Genomic DNA, 18,385 nt, shown 5'->3' with positions numbered 1-18,385 from the left:
AAAGGAAGTATATTTGTGAGTGAAGTTTATTTAGATAACGCCGCTACAACACCAATGGCGCCTGAAGTGATCAAGACAATGACCGAGGAGATGAAGCACTCCTGGGGAAACGCTTCCACTGGATATTCCTATGGTCGGCATTCTAAGTTAGTGATGGAAAACAGTCGCCATGTGATTGCCCAGAGCATTAATGCCGACGATAATGAAATTGTTTTCACTAGTGGTGGGACCGAGAGTGACAATACCGCCATTATTCAGACAGCCTTGGCCCGTCAGCAGCTTGGTAAGCACATCATTACTACGGCAATTGAGCACGAAGCCGTCTTAAAGCCCCTTCATTTTTTGGAACAACATGGGTTCGAAGTTACTTACTTGCCGGTGAATGAATATGGTGAAATTTCTTTAGATGATTTTAAGAAAGCATTGCGTGATGATACCATCTTGGTAACGATCATGACGGGTAACAACGAGGTTGGTAGTCGGATGCCAATTCATGAAATCGGTGAAATCCTGAAGGATCATCAGGCATGGTTCCATACCGATGCTGTTCAGGCGTACGGCTTGTTACCAATTGATGTTAAACGTGACCACATTGATATGCTATCGACTTCGGCCCACAAATTAAACGGCCCTAAGATGATTGGTTTCCTTTATCGTCGTGACGGAATTAATTTCCCGAGCTTGATCAAGGGGGGCGACCAGGAAACTAAGCGTCGAGCCGGTACTGAAAATGTTCCGGCAATTGCGGCCTTTGCTAAAGCAGTTGAGTTAGATAACCCGGCCGAAAAGCAACGACGTCAGAAACGTTATTACCATTTCAAGCAAAAGATCGTTCATTCCTTACGTGATGCCGGAGTTGATTTTGAAGTCAATGGTAAGTTAGACCCAGATGGGTTGAACCACGTTCTTAATCTTTGGTTTAAGGGTATTTCAACCTATGTCATGCAGACCGACTTGGACTTAGCCGGGATTGCCGTTTCTGGGGGATCCGCTTGCACGGCTGGTAGTATTGAACCGTCACATGTCTTGACCGCTATGTATGGAAAAGACAGCCCGCGGATCAGCCAGTCTATCCGGATCAGCTTTGGCGCTATGAATACCGAAGAGGATATTGATAAATTGATCGCGGCTGTTATCAAAATTGTTAATAAGCTCAAACAAATTAACCAAAAAAAGGAGGACTGATAAGGGTGGAGTTTACCAAGAGTGTACGAATCCCGGGTGATACGGTAACCTACTACATTAGTCCGGACATCAAGAAATATGCCTTGCTCGATCTTGGCTTTGAACAGACCAAGCGGGGAAATTTTGAATATAAGGGTAGTTTAGACACTGATAATCCCTTTAAGCCGGTAGCAAAGTTGCGGATTTTGGTTAATGCCGATTTAACCGGCTTTAAGATGGAAACTCTGTCTGGTAACGAGTTTCGCAAAATTAATATCTTTAAACAGAAACGATCTGCTGAATTTGTCGAACAATACCACTATATTTTAGCTGAAATGTTAAAACGTCAGGTCTTGATGACCAAGGATTAATTCTGTGCAGTGAACGGAATCCTTTGGTACAATGATAAATACTGGATGCATGCGACCTTCAATCGTAGATTATTCCAGAATCTATTTGAAATGATGGTGATGTAAATATGACTGACCACAGTCACACACGAGTTGTTGTTGGCATGAGCGGCGGAGTGGATTCTTCCGTTGCGGCCTTGTTGTTAAAGCGACAAGGTTATGACGTTGTCGGTGTCTTTATGAAGAATTGGGATGACACCGATGAAAACGGGGTTTGTACCGCTACAGAAGACTACAAGGATGTTGCTAAGGTAGCCACCAAGATCGGTGTTCCTTATTATTCTGTTAATTTTGAAAAGGAATATTGGGACCGGGTCTTTAAGTACTTTATTGCGGAATATAAAAAGGGACGGACACCCAACCCGGATGTGATCTGCAACAAGGAAATTAAATTTAAGGCCTTTATAGATTATGCCAATCAATTGGGGGCTGACTACGTGGCTACGGGTCATTATGCGGACTTGAAGCGGGATGCTGATGGTCGGATGCACCTGATGCGGGCTCGTGACCAGCATAAAGACCAGACTTATTTTTTGAGCCAACTTGATTACCAACAACTGGATAAGGTATTGTTTCCATTAGCTAATTACACTAAACCGGAGATTCGACAGATTGCCCGTGAAGCCGGCCTGGCCACTGCTGATAAGAAGGACTCTGTGGGAATTTGTTTTATCGGTGAGGATGGCCACTTTCGAGAATTCCTTAGTCAATACATTCCTGCTCAGCCTGGAAAAATGGAAACGGTTGACGGAAAGGTTGTCGGCACCCATATGGGGTTGATGTATTACACGATTGGTCAGCGTCGAGGCCTCGGCCTAGGAGGTAACAAGAAGAGTAATGCTCCTTGGTTTGTCATCGGTAAGGATATTAAGAAGAATATTCTTTACGTTGGCCAGGGTTACCACAATGAACACCTTTATGCGACGCACTTGGAGGCCAGTGATATTCACTGGGTTGATGACGTGGTTAGTCGTTATGGCCATGATTTCCATTGCACGGCTAAGTTCCGTTATCGTCAAAGGGACGTCGGGGTGACTACCCACATTTCTGCGGATGGTCAACAGGTGACCGTCGAATTTGATGAGCCGGCTCGGGCCATTACCCCTGGTCAGGCGGTTGTCTTTTATGATGGTCAGGAGTGTCTCGGTAGTGCGATTATTGATCGGGCCTATAATAAAAATCGTCAATTACAATATGTTTAACATCTGAAAATAAGGAAGGCCGGATAATTCCGGTTTTTCTTTTACTTATTTGACAAATGCAATGAACAATCACCGCTTTATTTGGTAAAATATTAATAAAAAAGGTCTGCGATATAAATTGACAAGAGTATATTTAATTCGTCATGGAAAAACTGAATGGAATCTTCAGTCACGCTACCAGGGAGCTCACGGTGATTCACCATTGTTAGCCAGCAGCTATCACGAGATTGCTCAGCTTGCCAAATCGTTAGCGGCTGTTTCAATTGCCCATGTTTATGCCAGTCCGCTTAAACGGGCCCGGGTGACAGCAGAGAAATTAATTGATCATCTTAATCGACCAATTCCGTTAACAATTGATAGCCGACTCAAAGAATTTAATCTTGGAAAGATGGAGGGAATGCATTTTGCCGACGTGGAGGCAAAATGGCCGGAAGCGTTGCATAATTTTCGTCACCATCCAGATAAATATGATGCCCAGCTAATCGGAAGTGAAAGTTTCCCACAGGTGATTAACCGAGTAGGAACGGCGATTAAAGAGTTTTGTCGATTGAACCCCGGTAAAAATATTGTGGTGGTTTCTCATGGGGCAGCGCTAAATGCTACTATTAACGCATTGATTGGGACCCCTTTGGCCCATTTAAAAGACCGGGGCGGCTTATCCAATACGTCAACCACGATTTTACGAACCACCGATGCTGAACATTTTAAGCTTGAAAAGTGGAATGACACATCTTACCTTCACAAGACGAAGGTTGATCCAACTGATACAATTTAAGGGGTGAATATGATGACTGAAAAGAAAGATTTTCGGGAAAAGGAAAAGAAGGAAACTGAAAAGCTTGTTCACAAATTAATTCAGGCAATTGATGAGCATCCAGACAAGGTCAATAACTACTATGACCTTGGCTCATTATTAACGCGACTGAATGATTATGAACAAGCTGAAGAGCTCTTCATGAAAGCTCTTGGAATTTTTGAGGCGAAGAATGACCAAGAAGCTCAAGACCTTCTAAACTACGGCTTAGGAAACCTTTACTATGAAGTGGGTAAGGTTGACCGAGCAATTAAGCTTTATAATAAAATTAAAGATGAAAAAAGAAAGGCCGATTCTTACCTGATGTTGGCCCAGAGCTATATGAAGAAGGGTCAACATAAGCAGGCAGTTGCTTATGGGCTCACGGCTCATGAGTTACGCAGAGAAGATCCGGCTATTAACCAGGTAGTTGGTGATTCACTCTTGGCCCTTGGAGAATTTGACCAGGCTAAGAAGTACTATGATGCGATTTTGAAGCGTCACCCAGGCCGGGCCGATACTCAATTTAATCGCGGTTTGGTTGCCATGGTACTGGGAGAGCCTTATCGGGATTACCTGACTCAAGCCAAGCAATTGGATCCTCAGTACTACCAGAAAAGCGAACGACGCTTGAATGATATTGAGAAGACTTTGCGTAAGACCCAGGGAAAATAAAAGATGAATGGAAAGGATGACTTCAATGGCTGATGAAATGGACTTATTTAAGACGCCCGCGGAGCCGTCTTTTTTTATTGGTCAGGTTCAATCGGAAATTTTTACTAGTCCTGATTCTTTTTATAAGGTTCTCATTGTTTCGGTAGAGGATGCTAACTTTGACTGGAATGAAAATGAAATTACGGTAACGGGAAGCTTCGGTGAACTCAGTGATGATCAGACCTATCGCTTTGAAGGACAACTGGTAGATCATCCTCGTTATGGCCGTCAATTTCAGGCCCAATCCTACCATGTTAACCAGCCCACAAGTCGTGAGGGCTTGATTGAATTCTTAGCTAGTAAAAGGTTTAGTGGGATTGGTAAGAAAACGGCGGAAAAGATTGTTGATACCCTGGGCACTAACGCTATCGAAAAAATCAATAATGATCCCCACGTGCTTGATGACCTAACCCTTCGCCACGGGATCAAACAAACTCTCGTAAAGAATTTGGCAGCGAGTCAGGGGATGGATCAGATCATTATTGGCCTAAACGACCTTGGCTTTGGTAGCAACCTCAGCAGCGCCATTTTTGATAAGTATGGGGATGAGACACTGCACGTGATCAAGGATAATCCCTACCGTCTAGCAATTGATATCGCGGGGATTAGCTTTCGACGAGCTGACCAGGTAGCTGCCCATTTAAAAATGTCGGCTGATGATCCCCGGCGAATCAATGCTGCTATTTTTCAAAGCCTTGATGACCTAACGATGGAAACGGGCGACACTTATACCACCACGAAACCCCTTCTTCAACAAGCTGTCCGTCTTTTAAATGAAGGGGACCATGGAATGGTAAGTGTTGATGCCGTTTCTAATCAAATCGTGACTCTCGAAAAGAAAAATGCAATTAATTATGAGGATCAGCGAATTTATCCGGCGGTTCTATATAAGGCTGAATGGCAAATCGCTGATAATTTATATCGGTTAGCCAATGCTCCGGAAGAAAAAATCAATTCAGTTGCTGTAGAACAGGCCGTGACGAAGGCTAGCAAGCAGGCAGGAATCAAATATGACCCGATTCAAAGAACAGCGATTAAGAAGGCCCTTACTAACAAGGTCCTACTGCTTACTGGTGGTCCCGGAACGGGGAAAACAACTATTATTAAGGGAATCGTAGCGGCCTATGCTCAATTGCACCAACTATCTTTAAACCTTGATGAATATAAGGACAACGCTTTTCCAGTTCTACTAGCGGCACCCACAGGACGAGCGGCTAAACGGATGAGTGAGACCACTGATTTGCCTGCCAGCACCATTCACCGAATGTTAGGCTTGAACGGCCGAGAAGTGCCAACGGACCTGAATGCACGGGATATTAAAGGTGTCTTGTTAATTATTGATGAAATGTCAATGGTCGACACCCTCTTATTTAAGACCCTTGTCCAAGCTATCCCTACTTCAATGCATGTTGTCTTTGTTGGCGATAAGGACCAATTGCCATCGGTTAGTCCTGGACAGGTTTTTCACGACCTCTTAGCCTTTTCGGCATTGCCTCAGGTAGAGTTAACCGACATTCATCGTCAATCGGCTGATTCAACAATTATTCCATTAGCCCATGCGATTAAGGAGGGCCATGTACCGGCAAACTTGACTAGTCGGCTGGCCGATCGCTCCTTTATTCAATGTCATGCTCCACAGGTTCCAGGAATTGTTCGTCAGATTATCGCACTGGCTAGTAAGCGTGGTTATACGGCCGATGATGTCCAAATTTTAGCACCAATGTACCGGGGGCAAGCCGGGGTTGATAATCTCAATCAATTGGCTCAGCAAGCTTACAATCCACCAGCTAAGGATAAGCAAGAAGTTGAATTTCGTGGCCAAACCTTTCGGGTGGGGGATAAGGTCCTTCAATTGGTTAATAGCCCGGAGAACAATGTTTTTAATGGTGATATTGGTCGTATCACAGCAGTTGAAGTTGGTGCTAAAAAGGGCGGCAAGCGAACCGACACGGTAACGGTTAATTTTGATGGTAACGAGGTTAATTATGGTCGTAAGGAATGGATTCAGCTTCGCCTTGCTTATTGCATTTCAATTCATAAGTCACAAGGGAGTCAATTCCGGATGGTTTTGTTACCACTGGTTCGTCAATTTAGTCGAATGTTGCAACGGAACTTGGTGTATACGGCGATCACCCGGGCAGCCTCAAAGCTGGTCTTAATTGGTGAACCATCGGCATTAGCAATGGCCACTAAGAATACGGGGGTAAATAGACAGACATCACTTTTGCAACGCCTGCAAACAATTTGGCAACGTCATCATCAATTGGAATCACCATCTGAGTCATCATCAGCTAATAGTGATTCACAGGGACCGACAAATGGTTCTCACCGTTTAACAGTAGCGTTAATTGAGCAGCAAGCGATTGATCCCATGATTGGAATGGATGGGATTACACCCCAAAACTGTACGGGTGCCCCTTGATTGAGTGGCAGTTTGTTGCGATAATAAATGTGGATTTGTGCATGAAACAAAGGAGCAGAAAACGATGACTCAGATTAAAAATGCTAAGAATGTCCGCTTATTTGCCTTAAATTCTAATCGACCGCTGTCAAAAGCAATTGCTCAACGAATAGGTCTTCCTTTAAGTAAGGCCTCCGTTAGCCACTTTGCGGATGGTGAAATTAAGATTACCATTGATGAGAGTGTCCGGGGCTGTGAGGTTTACGTCATTCAGTCTATTTCTGACCCGGTTAACACGAACTTAATGGAACTGTTAATCATGGTTGATGCCTTACGTCGAGCAAGTGCGGCTAAGATTAATGTTGTGATGCCTTATTATGGTTATGCTCGCCAGGACAGGAAGGCGCGTAGTCGGGAACCGATCACGGCTAAACTGATTGCTAACCTTTTGGAAATGGATAAGATTGATCGCTTAGTAACGATTGATCTTCACGCTGCTCAGGTTCAGGGTTTCTTTGATATCCCAGTTGACCACCTTCAAGCAACTGGTTTATTAGCTGATTATTGTGAACAGCACGGGTTGACGGGTGACAAAACGGTCGTGGTTTCACCTGACCACGCTGGTGTAAGCTTAGCTCGTAAGTTTGCTGAACGAATCAAGGCCCCCATTGCAATTGTAGATAACCGGGCAGACGAGGTTCGTGAACGAGCTGATCAAGAAATACCGGAATACGTAATTGGAGACGTCAAGGGACGGGTCGCCCTGGTGGTTGATGACATTGTTGATACGGGGATTCGGATGAAGCTATCTGCGGCTGCCTTACAAAAGTTTGGTGCCAAGAAAATCTATGGAATTGCCACCCATGCGGTCCTGTCTGGGGATGCCGTTAATATTCTGGAAAATTCCGGCATAGAAAAAATGATTGTTACCGATACCATTAACTTGCCGGCCACTAAATGCTTTAAGAAACTGGTGCGGTTGTCCGTGGCTGACCTATTAGCAGAGGCCTTGGTTCGGATTCATAACCATCAATCAATTGATACGCTTTTTAATCATAATTAAAATATAAATACTCGGTATACACAATGGCCTCCAAAGCTCGGGCAAATTCGAACTCTGGAGACCATTATTGCCATTATAAAGTTGATCTGGAAATGGTAAGTAGTTACAATAATCATGCTTAATGTGAAGGGTGACCTAAATGTTACAATTGATTTCATTGGTAATTATTGGCTTCTTAGTGGGAATCTTTGTTATCTCACTTGGTGGTGGTGGCGGTGCTATTTACTTGGGTGTTTTGTCTGGCCTTTTTCGATTAGCACCAGCGGCCGCCGCTGCTACCTCAATCGTAACCGCCTTGCCCGCACTAGTAATTGGTGCATGGTCCTATTATCGAAAGGGATTAATTGATTTTAAGTTAGGCAACCGGATGCTATTGGCAGCAATTCCCAGCATCATTGTTGGCTTCTTAGTTTCACCCTTAATTCCCAAGCGAATCTATAAAATCGTGATTGGTCTAATTTTGGTTATCTTGGGATTGCAAATTATCTACCAACTTTATCACAATGCACCTCAGCAAAAGCGTCGCTTGTCACCGAAGACGGCCAGCATTTTATACGGTATCATAGGTGGCTTGATGGTTGGTATTGCTGGTCTGAGTGGTGGCGGGCCGATCACAGCTGGCTTACTGATTCTTGGTGTTTCGATGAAACAGGCATCGGCGACTTCTTCTTATACTTTAGTGGGAATGTCAATTGTTGGTGCCTTATTGCATTTAACCGGTGGTAACGTTGATTGGCAAGCTGCGGGGGGCTTGATTGTTGGTTCGCTGTTAGGTGCCTTTTTAGCACCATCGGTTATTATTTGGTTAACAAGTAAGCCCTCACGAGCCTTTATGGTGAAATTGTTTATGGGAATTTTTATTGCTATTATGGGCTGTATGTCAATGAAATGATTAAAAACAAAAATGAGTTTAAGCAGTGAAATTTGCTTAAGCTCATTTTTTTATGATTAGTCAATTAAATTAAAATGCGGTAACTGTTTTACAAAGTCAAGGTAATATGCTTGTTCGCCAGTGTCCGTGATTTGAACATTTTCTGGGTGAAGATTAGCTTGGTGCAAGTTAGTTTCGCTCACTTTAATTTGATGGGTGAAGGTCGCGTTGCCAATTAATTCAATCCAGTAGTGCTGATCTTGGTAATGAACGATTGTACGGACCTTACCGCCAGGATTGAAAACATCAATCGGCTGATTAAAGGCTGATTGATCAGGGTGAAGGAGGACAAACGCCAGGCTGGTAGCAGACATTCCGGTTCCGCAGGCGTTTGTAAAACCAACTCCTCGTTCGTAAGTACGGACGAAAAGCTTGTTCTTTCCTAAAATATATCCAAAGTTAACATTGACACCATCTGTAAAGTAGGGGTTCTTGGCGTTGAGACGTTTGCCAATTGTTCCTAAAACACCATCCTGAAGGGCGGGACGGTTAACAAAGGAGATCAAGTGGGGATTAGGAACCGCAATTGCTGAAAACCTGAGGCGGGGCCAAATTTCTGGGACCGGGGTATTAAGGAGACGCTCATGACCGAGGTTAGTAAATGGCAAGGCCGCTGCTGTAAAGCGAACGGGAGAGATTTCAACGGCGAAGGCAGGTACTCCTTGAGCCAAGTTTGGTTGCTGACGGACCTGCAGGCTGGCATTCAGGGTATCAACTTTAAATTGGCTTAAGTGGTCTCGCTCGGCAACGTAACGGGCAACGGTTCGTAATCCATTGCCACACATTGTTGCTTCGCTACCGTCAGCGTTGATGATCCGCATTTGGGCTTGCGAGCCGGGACGGGTTGGGCGATTGACAACCAGTAGCCCGTCGGCCCCACCAAGTAAACCAGTTTGGTGAGCAGTAATTTGCTGGGTCAGCTTAACCAGCTCTGGATCAGTTAGGGGTTGGCTTAGCTGGGTTTGATCAAGAATGAAAAATTGATTTTGAGAACCATGAACTTTTAATAGGGTTGGCATGTAAGAAGACCTCCTTAGTTAGCAAAGAAACGGTGGTAGATAGCCTGAACGGCTGCGTCGGCATCCTTGTCATAAGTACCAATCATGATGGAAATCCGCGAAGCCCCTTGGTTAATCATTGGAACGGCGATATGGTGCTTGGCAAGCGGCTCTAGGATATCATTAATCACACCAATTCGGTTACGCATTCCTTCGCCAACAACCATTGTGATGGCATAGTTGTTAATCCATTCTAAATGGTCGGGATTGACTTCTTCTTGGATCTCATTACCGATTTCGTCAATTAATTGGTCGTTCAGGAGCCGCCGATCAAGGATGATCGTGATATCGTCAATTCCAGAAGGCATGTGTTCGTAAGGAATGTGGTGCCTAGCTAAGATTTTCAAGATCCTAAGGGTGAATCCAATTTGCTTATTAAGCAAATATTTATGAAGATACAAAGCCGCAAAATGCTTGTCACTAACAATCCCGGTGACAATATCACGAGGTTGAAAGTTCTTTTCGGGAACGATAAGGGTACCCGGCTTTTCGGGATGTTGAGTATTTTTAACATTGATTGGAATGTTGCCTTGAATAGCAGGAATTAAGGCCTCATCATGAAAGACGGAGAAACCAGCATACGAAAGTTCTCGCATTTCGCGGTAGGTCATCTTGGTGATTGGTTGGGGATCAGTAATGACATTAGGGTTGGCTGAATAAATTGCATCGACATCGGTGAAGTTTTCGTAAAGGTCGGCATGGAGACCACGTGCCAGGATCGCACCGGTGATATCGGATCCGCCACGAGAAAAGGTCGCAATCTGGCCAGCCAGGGTAATGCCATAAAAACCAGGAAAAATCAATAACTCACTCTGCTTGGCAGTAAACCGGTCGAGCAGGCTGTAAGTCTCGGGGATAACATTAGCGTTGTTGGGGGTTCCGGTTACCCGAATACCGGCTTCACTAGGTGTTACAAACCGGGCTTCATAACCAAGGTGGTGGAGGATGATTGCCATCAGCATGGCATTGGAACGTTCACCATGAGCCTTGAAGGCGGCCATTAGGTAATGACTATTTGGATAATGGCCTGTTGGCAAATTGCGTAAGCGTTGGATCAAATCTTCTAGCTTTTCTTGGGGAATGTTGAAATAGTTGGCAATTGCTAGGTAGCGGGTGATGATCTGGTGTAGGACATCATCATAGGGTTGTTGGTTAAGGACACGGTGGGCGTATTCAATCAGGAGGTCGGTAACTTTAGTATCATCGGGGTTCCGCTTTCCTGGCGCAGAAGTTACGATAACCCGCCGTTCGGGATCGGCCGTAATAATTTTAATGGCTTGGGCAAAAGATTCACCATCAGCCAATGAGCTGCCACCAAACTTAACTACTTTCATTTTTCTAAGTCTCCTTAATAACTAAAATTAGAATTACTAATTATCGTTAATCTTTTTTAACCGAATTTTAACATGGAACTTAAAATAAGCAAGTCATATTATTTTGCTTAGCTGCTGCAATAACGTTTTACTTCATATAATCAATTTATTTAATTTGTGAAAATTTAATTTATGCTATTGACTTTCTCATTATTTGTTATAAGCTATAGACATAAATCGAAGAGGCGCAGCCAACACTAGTAAGTAAGCGGAGTGATGCCAAGCGATGATCATTACTGAACAGGGCGGCTGCCGAAGCACTTAACCTGGCCCGGTTAGGTTAGCTGGGGCGTGACCTAATAAGTTGCGGACTGTCGCAGGACATTTTCAGCCTGCGTTGCGCTATCGACAGATTAAATGGATAATGAAATTACATCCACTGTTTGTTTGCGCAAACAGTGGATTTTTTTAAGCAGTCGATTCCCCAAGCAAACGTGATGGAGGGACAATAGATGAATGAGCAAATAACAGAGCAGGAGATTAATGCTGCTGGTCACCTTACGATTGGGGGGTGTGACACTCTTAAATTGGCCCATCAATATGGAACACCACTGGTGGTTTATGATGTTGCTAAGATTCGGGACCAAATTCGTCGTTTTCGTCGGGTCTTTGAAACTAACCATGTTGCCTACGCAGTCAGTTATGCTAGTAAGGCTTTTGCCGCAGTTGCAATGTATCAAGTTGCTGCCGCTGAAGGTGCTCACGTGGACGTCGTTTCGGCTGGTGAGCTTTATACGGCGATTAAAGCTGGCTTTCCAATGGAACGGGTTAGCTTTCATGGTAACAATAAATCACGGGCTGAACTCTTGATGGCTATTCGCCACCACGTCGGCTTTATTATGCTGGATAACTTCCACGAGATTGATCTTTTAGCTGACTTACTCGAACAGGAAGATGCCACGATCAAGGTTATGCTACGAATTACTCCTGGAATTTCTGCCCATACTAATAAGTACATTCAAACTGGTCAGGTTGACAGTAAATTTGGTTTTGACCTGCAATCCGGCCAAGCAGATGAGGCCTTAAAACGGGTATTAGCTAATCCACGGATGAAAATGAAGGGACTCCATGCCCACATTGGTTCACAGATCTTTGAACTAGCCGGTTTCGAAGGGGTCGCTAAGAAACTGGTTGAAGTAGCAAACCACTGGCAAAAACAATACGGTTATCAAGCAGAAATCATTAACGTTGGTGGCGGCTTTGGTATTCGTTACGTAAATGCGGATCATCCATTGATGCCTGAAGAATTCGTTGATGCCATCATTAAGACCATTAAAAAGGTGGTGGCCCAAACTGATTTGACCATGCCTGCCATCTGGATTGAGCCAGGGCGTTCAATTGTTGGCCCGGCTGGCTATAACCTTTATACGGTGGGCTCTCGTAAGGATGTGCCTGGTTTGAAATCCTATGTTACCGTTGATGGGGGAATGGGGGACAACATTCGTCCCGCCCTTTATCACGCGCAATACGAGACGGTGCTGGCAGCGGATCCACATGCACCGCTTAAAGAGCACGTTCGCTTGGCCGGTAAGTATTGTGAATCTGGCGATATTTTGAGTCAAGATCAGGCCCTGCCGGCGACCAAGCCCGGTGATGTCTTAGCAATGTTAGACACAGGGGCTTATGGTTATTCAATGGCTTCCAATTATAACCGCAACCCACGGCCGGCAGTTGTCTTTGCAGAAAATGGTCATTCTCAAGTAGTTATTGCCCGTGAGAGTTTAGCCGATTTAGTTCATTTAGATCGTCCTTATAAAGCTAATGATTAGCTACCATATATAATATGTAAAAAGAGGTTTTGAATAATGGCAGAATTAGATGCACAAGCAATTATTAATTATATTGGTAACGCCCCTAAGAAGACTCCAGTAAAAGTCTATTTGAAAGGCAAACTAACTAACTTAGATTTTCCAAAGGAAATTGATAACTTCACTGAAGCACATAGTGGAGTAATTTTCGGTGATTGGTCAGTGGTTAAACCATTTTTGGAACAACATCAAGACGTGATTACCGATTACCGGGTTGAGAACAGCGCCCGTAATTCTGCCGTACCGTTGCTTGATCTTAAGGGTGTTAATGCGCGAATCGAACCAGGTGCGATTATTCGTGATCGGGTCTTGATTGGTAACAACGCCGTTATCATGATGGGGGCGACGATTAACATTGGTGCCGAGATCGGGGACGACTCAATGATTGACATGGGTGCAATCCTTGGTGGACGAGCAATTGTCGGAAAGCATTGTCATATCGGTGCTGGAACCGTTTTAGCGGGAGTAGTTGAGCCGGCATCTGCCCAACCAGTCCGAATCGATAACAATGTTCTGATTGGTGCGAACGCTGTAGTAATCGAAGGTGTTCATGTTGGCGAAGGAGCCGTAGTTGCTGCCGGTGCGATTGTAACCCATGATGTGGCACCCCATACGATGGTTGCCGGTGTACCAGCTAAATTTATCAAAAATGTAGATGCGCAGACTAAGAGTAAGACCGGGTTACAGGATAATCTGCGAAAACTTTGAGGAGGAATTTTGATGCTAACTGAAAAACAGTTAATTCGGGTCCGCCGCCACCTTCATCAAATCCCGGAGTTGGCCCTGCATGAATTTCAAACTCATGATTATTTAATGAAAATAATCAAGGACTTTAATCAAGATCATTTGGAAATCATGGTACCGGACAAATTACCGACGGCGATCCTCGTGCTGGTTCATGGAACTGCTCCCCAACGAACAATTGGTTACCGGACGGACATTGATGCCTTACCAGTAAAAGAACAGACTGGTTTACCTTATGCTTCACAGCACCCTGGTGTAATGCATGCTTGTGGCCATGACATTCATATGACTGTAGCGTTGGGTGTCTTGTCCTACTTCAGTGATCACCAGCCTCAGGATAACCTCGTCTTCTTTTTCCAACCAGCCGAGGAAAGTGATTATGGTGGTAAGCGTGCTTATGAGGCGGGTGTCTTTACTGGCCAATGGCGACCTGATGAATTTTATGGTCTCCATGATAATCCTGACCTGCCAGCGGGTGCCATTGGTTGCCGGATGGGAACACTCTTTGCTGGTACAACTGAAGTCAACATTGACTTGATTGGCAAGGGTGGCCATGCTGCCTATCCCCAGGATGCCAACGATACAGTGGTTGCTGCTGCCAGTTTGATTACTCAGGTGCAGACGGTGATCTCACGAAGTATTGACCCGATTCAAAGCGGGGTAATTACCTTGGGGAAGATTCGTGGTGGTAGCATTCGAAACGTTATTGCCGGTCATACCCGAATTGAAGGTACTATCCGTGGGCTGACACAGAAGATGATTAAACGCATTGACCACCGCCTAGCAGAAATTTGTCGTGGGATCGGCACCAGTTTCAATATGAAGGTTCAATTAGAACTTAACCAAGGAGGCTATTGGCCAGTTGAAAACAACCCCCAGTTGACTAAGAACTTTATTCAATATATGCAACAAGCTCCGGATGTTAACTTTATTGAAACACCACCGGCAATGACTGGAGAAGACTTTGGCTTTTTATTAGCCCAGTTTCCAGGAACCATGTTTTGGTTGGGAGTCGATGATGATTCTCAATTGCACTCCGCAACCTTGACGCCAAAAGAGAGTGCCATTCAAAAGGGCGTCAATGCTATTACTGGTTTTTTGAATTATCGAATGCAACAAAATTAATTGGAGGAATTACCTATGATAACTTTACAAGATGCTGATTTACTAACCGCAATCGTTACCCCATTTGACAATCAGGGGAAGCTCAACTTTGCTAGTCTTGAAAAATTAACCAATCACTTAATTGCTCAGGGAAGCAACGGCTTTGTTATTGGTGGGACCACCGGAGAAACACCAACCTTATCCCATGATGAAAAGCTGTCCCTTTATCGACATTTTGGTCAAATTATTGATGGTCGTTTTCCAGTAATTGCCGGAACCGGGAGCAACAATACTCAAGAAACAATTGATTTTACCAATGAAGTTGCCAAGATTGATGGTATTGACTACGCATTGGTTGTAGTTCCGCCTTATAATAAACCAAATCAACGGGGGATGATTGCCCACTTTACGGCCGTGGCTGACCAGGTTAACATTCCAATTATTATTTATAATATTCCAGGACGGACTGGTGTTAAGATGGACGCCGCAACGGTTGTCGAGCTTTCTAAGAACCCAAACATTGCGGGTGTTAAGCAGTGTGCCTCCCTTGAAGAAATGGAATACATTATTGAACATAAGGCTGACGATTTTGCGGTCTTTAGTGGCGAGGATGCCCAAGCATTGACAGCCCGAGTCCTTGGTGCCAATGGTGTTGTTTCTGTGGCCTCACATTGTTATGCTAATGAAATGCGGCAGATGTATGATCAGCTTTATGCTGGTAATTATCAGAAGGCCGGTCAATTGCAACGGCTATTAACACCAAAGATGGCGGCACTCTTCATGTATCCATCACCATCACCGGTTAAGGCCGTCTTGAATGCACAGGGTTATGAAGTTGGTGGTTGTCGTCTGCCGATCTTACCGTTAAATGATGAAGAAAAGGGTGCCTTGGAGACGGCTCTGAGCCTACCAACAGGTTCATTGAATGCTCGGGACCTTCCCGATAACTTATAAGGAGGAACTTGAGATGCGAAAAGTATTAATTGCTGGTGCTGCTGGTGCAATGGGGCAAAAAGCGGTTGCCTTGGTTAATACCATGGACGGTTATGATTTGACGGCCGTTTTGGCCCCTCATCTGAAGACAGACGAACGTGCCCGGTACCATTTAGCTAATTCAGTTAAAATTTATCATCAATTGGACCAGGTTGAAGACGGAATTGCTGATATTTGGATTGATTTTACCGTACCAACAGCTGTGTATAAAAACGTGAAGTTTGCACTCCAGCACGGTTTTCGACCAATTGTTGGAACGACCGGTTTGACTGATGAGCAGGAAACAGAGTTAGTTCAATTGAGTAAGCAGCAGCAGTTAGGTGGTTTAATTGCGCCTAATTTTGGGATGTCAGCCGTCTTACTGATGAAATTCGCTCAAGAGGCAGCGTCCTACTTTCCAGATGTTGAAATTATTGAAATGCACCATGCTGATAAGAAGGATGCACCATCTGGAACTGCTTTGAGTACTGCTAAATTGATTGACCAGGTTCGTCAGTCTCATGAAACTAACCCAGCAGAAACCGAAAGCCTAGCGGGGGTCCGCGGTGGTGATTATCATGGTATTAAAATCCATTCTGTACGTTTGCCTGGCTACATTGCTCATGAACAAGTGCTTTTTGGTGGAGCGGGTGAAGCCTTAACAATTCGTCAAGATTCCTTTGACCGGCAATCTTTCATGAGTGGGGTTAAAGTAGCCTTAGAAAAGGTGGCAACATTATCTCACCTAGTGATTGGCTTAGAGAATATCTTATAAGAATAAAGGGTCGGCTTATCGATGATGGGTCAACCCTTTATTTTAACTATTGAAAGACCACGTGTTCGCTATACTAGTTTCTTAAAAAATGGTAAAGTTAACATTGTATACTTAACTATAATAATTATAATGATTTAAAAATGTTGATTTTATAACGAAGGGAAGTTTTGTGGATGGTTAAACGTACACGCCATCGATCAATGGTTCGACGTTTTCTGACAGGAGCTTTAGGAACCCTAGGAGTATTAGCGGTAACGACTCAGGCAGCAAGTGCCGATAGTGTCCTTGTAAAAACCGGTGATACTGTTTGGAAGATCGCCCAAGAAAATAAAACAACCGTTAAGGCCATGGAAGACGCTAATCCTGAATCAATTAAGAAGATTAGCAATAGCGTTGATTTGATTTATGCTGGTCAACGGTTGAACCTTCCGGGAACTACTGATGAAACGATGGCCAGCGCTGATGAGAATGGACTTTACACGGTTGTCCCGGGTGATACCCTGAATAAGATTGCTCAGCATTTTGGCCTGTCTGTGACAACACTAAAGAATTTAAACGGTTTGACTGGTGACCAACTTTATATTGGCCAGCGCTTATTGGTAGCCGGTTCCATGGCCCCTGCTGCAACGGTTAACCAATCAACAGCACCAGTACAACAAGCTGCCACAACGGTCACTTCATCAGTAACTACTAATAACCAAGAACCTTCCCTTAATCAAGAGAATGAGCCCATTACTACTATTACATTAAAAGCTGCTGCCACCAACAACGCAACTAACGATACCGCAGCTGTTACTAATAGTGAAAATGGGTCAAATGTATCTAGTGACACAGCGACTCCGGCCAGCACAAGTCTAGCTGGTACAAGTTCAGCTGTTGCTACGACTACTATGACTACTGGTCCAGTAAGCAGTAGCGCTGCTGTACAATCATCATCTTCAACGTCTGTGACGACTACGAATGAAGTTAGTGCTAATACTCAGATGGCGAATGCAGCCACAGTTAATTCGGTTAGTGATGGCACTCAGTCTGCAGTAATAGTGCCTACGAGTTCCACTTCGGCAAGCACTAATCCCCAAACAGCAACCAGTGCTCAACCAACTGTCAACAGTAGTGCTTCGATCCAGGCCCAGTCAGTTGCACCACAGCAAGCTGTTCAAGTAGCTAGTTCAGCAATGGTTACTTCTTCTGCTAATAGTGCGACGACGTCTGTGACAACAACTAATTCTGTGGCTTCAGCAGCGTCATCCGCACAGCCACAATCATTTACTACTTCTAAGGTACAATCACAGTCAACCACTGGTGTTACTAGCACAGCTGTTCAACAGCCCGTTAAACAGAGTCAACAGTCATTGGCCCCTAGTCAGGCTCAACAAGCTACTAGTCAAGCACAATCATCTGTCACAGCGGCTGCTTCTACTGCAACGCAACCGCAAAGTACGGCTAACAATGATTTGAATTCTGGTTCCGTAGTTAGTCTCGCTACTAAGATTGCTAGCTCTAATAGTGTTCCTTATGTTTGGGGTGGGGCTTCCCTGAGTGGAATGGATTGTTCTGGTTTAGTTGACTACGTTTATGCTCATGCTGATGGTAAACAATTGCCACATAATACGGTTGCCCTAGAAAGTTGCGTTAATCAGCATGCTGTTAACCAAGCTCAAGCTGGCGATATCCTGTTCTGGGGACAGCATGGTGCTACCTACCATAGTGCAATTTATATTGGTAATAATCAATTTGTTGCCGCTGCTAAGCCGGGGACCAATGTAGCTACTTACACGATTAGTAAGTATTTCATGCCAAGCTTTGCTGGGACAGTTAAATAATTGTCTTAATTATTATTGAAAAATAAAGGGCAGTGAATGAATTTATTCTC

16 protein-coding genes and 1 riboswitch are annotated in these 18,385 nt (G+C 44.3%); of the genes, 14 read left to right on the top strand and 2 right to left on the bottom strand.

Annotated features, from left to right (window positions below; all coding sequences use genetic code 11):
- The first annotated feature begins 15 nt into the window (after positions 1-15).
- The 8 genes from ACEYV4_RS01440 (at position 16) to ACEYV4_RS01405 (ending at position 8,639) form a co-directional block, all read left to right on the top strand.
- Positions 16-1,185, top strand: coding sequence for a cysteine desulfurase family protein (locus tag ACEYV4_RS01440; protein WP_373841663.1), 1,170 nt, complete (start codon positions 16-18; stop codon positions 1,183-1,185).
- 5 nt (positions 1,186-1,190) lie between these two features.
- A complete protein-coding gene (locus ACEYV4_RS01435) occupies positions 1,191-1,535 on the top strand; it encodes a DUF1831 domain-containing protein (protein ID WP_373841662.1) in 345 nt (114 codons plus the stop codon).
- Positions 1,536-1,642: 107 nt separating this feature from the next.
- Positions 1,643-2,776 carry a tRNA 2-thiouridine(34) synthase MnmA gene (mnmA, locus tag ACEYV4_RS01430; RefSeq protein ID WP_373841661.1) on the top strand — a complete coding sequence of 378 codons (1,134 nt, stop codon included), beginning with the start codon at positions 1,643-1,645 and terminating at the stop codon, positions 2,774-2,776.
- A 118-nt stretch (positions 2,777-2,894) separates the two neighbouring features.
- Positions 2,895-3,551, top strand: a complete 657-nt coding sequence (locus ACEYV4_RS01425; protein WP_373841660.1) for a histidine phosphatase family protein — start codon at positions 2,895-2,897, stop codon at positions 3,549-3,551.
- Positions 3,552-3,563: 12 nt separating this feature from the next.
- On the top strand, positions 3,564-4,244 hold the full coding sequence (locus tag ACEYV4_RS01420) for a tetratricopeptide repeat protein (RefSeq protein ID WP_373841659.1): 681 nt from the start codon (positions 3,564-3,566) through the stop codon (positions 4,242-4,244).
- Between the two features lie 25 nt (positions 4,245-4,269).
- Positions 4,270-6,705 carry an ATP-dependent RecD-like DNA helicase gene (locus ACEYV4_RS01415; RefSeq protein ID WP_373841658.1) on the top strand — a complete coding sequence of 812 codons (2,436 nt, stop codon included), beginning with the start codon at positions 4,270-4,272 and terminating at the stop codon, positions 6,703-6,705.
- A gap of 64 nt (positions 6,706-6,769) precedes the next feature.
- Positions 6,770-7,747, top strand: a complete 978-nt coding sequence (locus ACEYV4_RS01410; RefSeq protein ID WP_373841657.1) for a ribose-phosphate diphosphokinase — start codon at positions 6,770-6,772, stop codon at positions 7,745-7,747.
- A gap of 139 nt (positions 7,748-7,886) precedes the next feature.
- Complete coding sequence (locus ACEYV4_RS01405) at positions 7,887-8,639, top strand: sulfite exporter TauE/SafE family protein (protein ID WP_373841656.1); 753 nt, start codon at positions 7,887-7,889, stop codon at positions 8,637-8,639.
- 56 nt (positions 8,640-8,695) lie between these two features.
- Here the strand turns inward: ACEYV4_RS01405 and dapF are convergent, their stop codons facing one another.
- Together dapF and ACEYV4_RS01395 are read right to left on the bottom strand one after the other, a co-directional pair.
- Positions 8,696-9,697, bottom strand: a complete 1,002-nt coding sequence (gene dapF, locus ACEYV4_RS01400; protein WP_373841655.1) for a diaminopimelate epimerase — start codon at positions 9,695-9,697, stop codon at positions 8,696-8,698.
- A gap of 14 nt (positions 9,698-9,711) precedes the next feature.
- Positions 9,712-11,070, bottom strand: coding sequence for an aspartate kinase (locus tag ACEYV4_RS01395; RefSeq protein WP_373841654.1), 1,359 nt, complete (start codon positions 11,068-11,070; stop codon positions 9,712-9,714).
- Between the two features lie 211 nt (positions 11,071-11,281).
- Positions 11,282-11,463, top strand: a riboswitch (Lysine riboswitch).
- Positions 11,464-11,561: 98 nt separating this feature from the next.
- On the opposite strand from ACEYV4_RS01395, the gene lysA reads away from it, so the two are divergent.
- The 6 genes from lysA to ACEYV4_RS01365 all read left to right on the top strand — a co-directional run bounded on the left by lysA (position 11,562) and on the right by ACEYV4_RS01365 (position 18,335).
- On the top strand, positions 11,562-12,878 hold the full coding sequence (lysA, locus tag ACEYV4_RS01390) for a diaminopimelate decarboxylase (protein WP_373841653.1): 1,317 nt from the start codon (positions 11,562-11,564) through the stop codon (positions 12,876-12,878).
- A gap of 36 nt (positions 12,879-12,914) precedes the next feature.
- Entirely contained in the window at positions 12,915-13,625 is a 711-nt protein-coding gene (gene dapD, locus ACEYV4_RS01385) for a 2,3,4,5-tetrahydropyridine-2,6-dicarboxylate N-acetyltransferase (RefSeq protein WP_373841652.1), read from the top strand.
- Positions 13,626-13,637: 12 nt separating this feature from the next.
- Entirely contained in the window at positions 13,638-14,786 is a 1,149-nt protein-coding gene (locus ACEYV4_RS01380; protein WP_373841651.1) for an N-acetyldiaminopimelate deacetylase, read from the top strand.
- 15 nt (positions 14,787-14,801) lie between these two features.
- Entirely contained in the window at positions 14,802-15,719 is a 918-nt protein-coding gene (gene dapA / locus ACEYV4_RS01375; RefSeq protein WP_373841650.1) for a 4-hydroxy-tetrahydrodipicolinate synthase, read from the top strand.
- A gap of 13 nt (positions 15,720-15,732) precedes the next feature.
- Complete coding sequence (dapB, locus tag ACEYV4_RS01370; RefSeq protein WP_373841649.1) at positions 15,733-16,512, top strand: 4-hydroxy-tetrahydrodipicolinate reductase; 780 nt, start codon at positions 15,733-15,735, stop codon at positions 16,510-16,512.
- Positions 16,513-16,685: 173 nt separating this feature from the next.
- A complete protein-coding gene (locus tag ACEYV4_RS01365) occupies positions 16,686-18,335 on the top strand; it encodes a LysM peptidoglycan-binding domain-containing protein (protein WP_373841648.1) in 1,650 nt (549 codons plus the stop codon).
- The last annotated feature ends 50 nt before the right edge of the window (positions 18,336-18,385 follow it).

The sequence above is a fragment of the Limosilactobacillus sp. genome, assembly GCF_041859915.1.
In the GTDB taxonomy this organism is placed as follows: Bacteria; Bacillota; Bacilli; order Lactobacillales; family Lactobacillaceae; genus Limosilactobacillus.
Note: the sequence above shows the minus strand (reverse complement) of the source record. Positions and strands in the feature narration are given on the sequence as shown.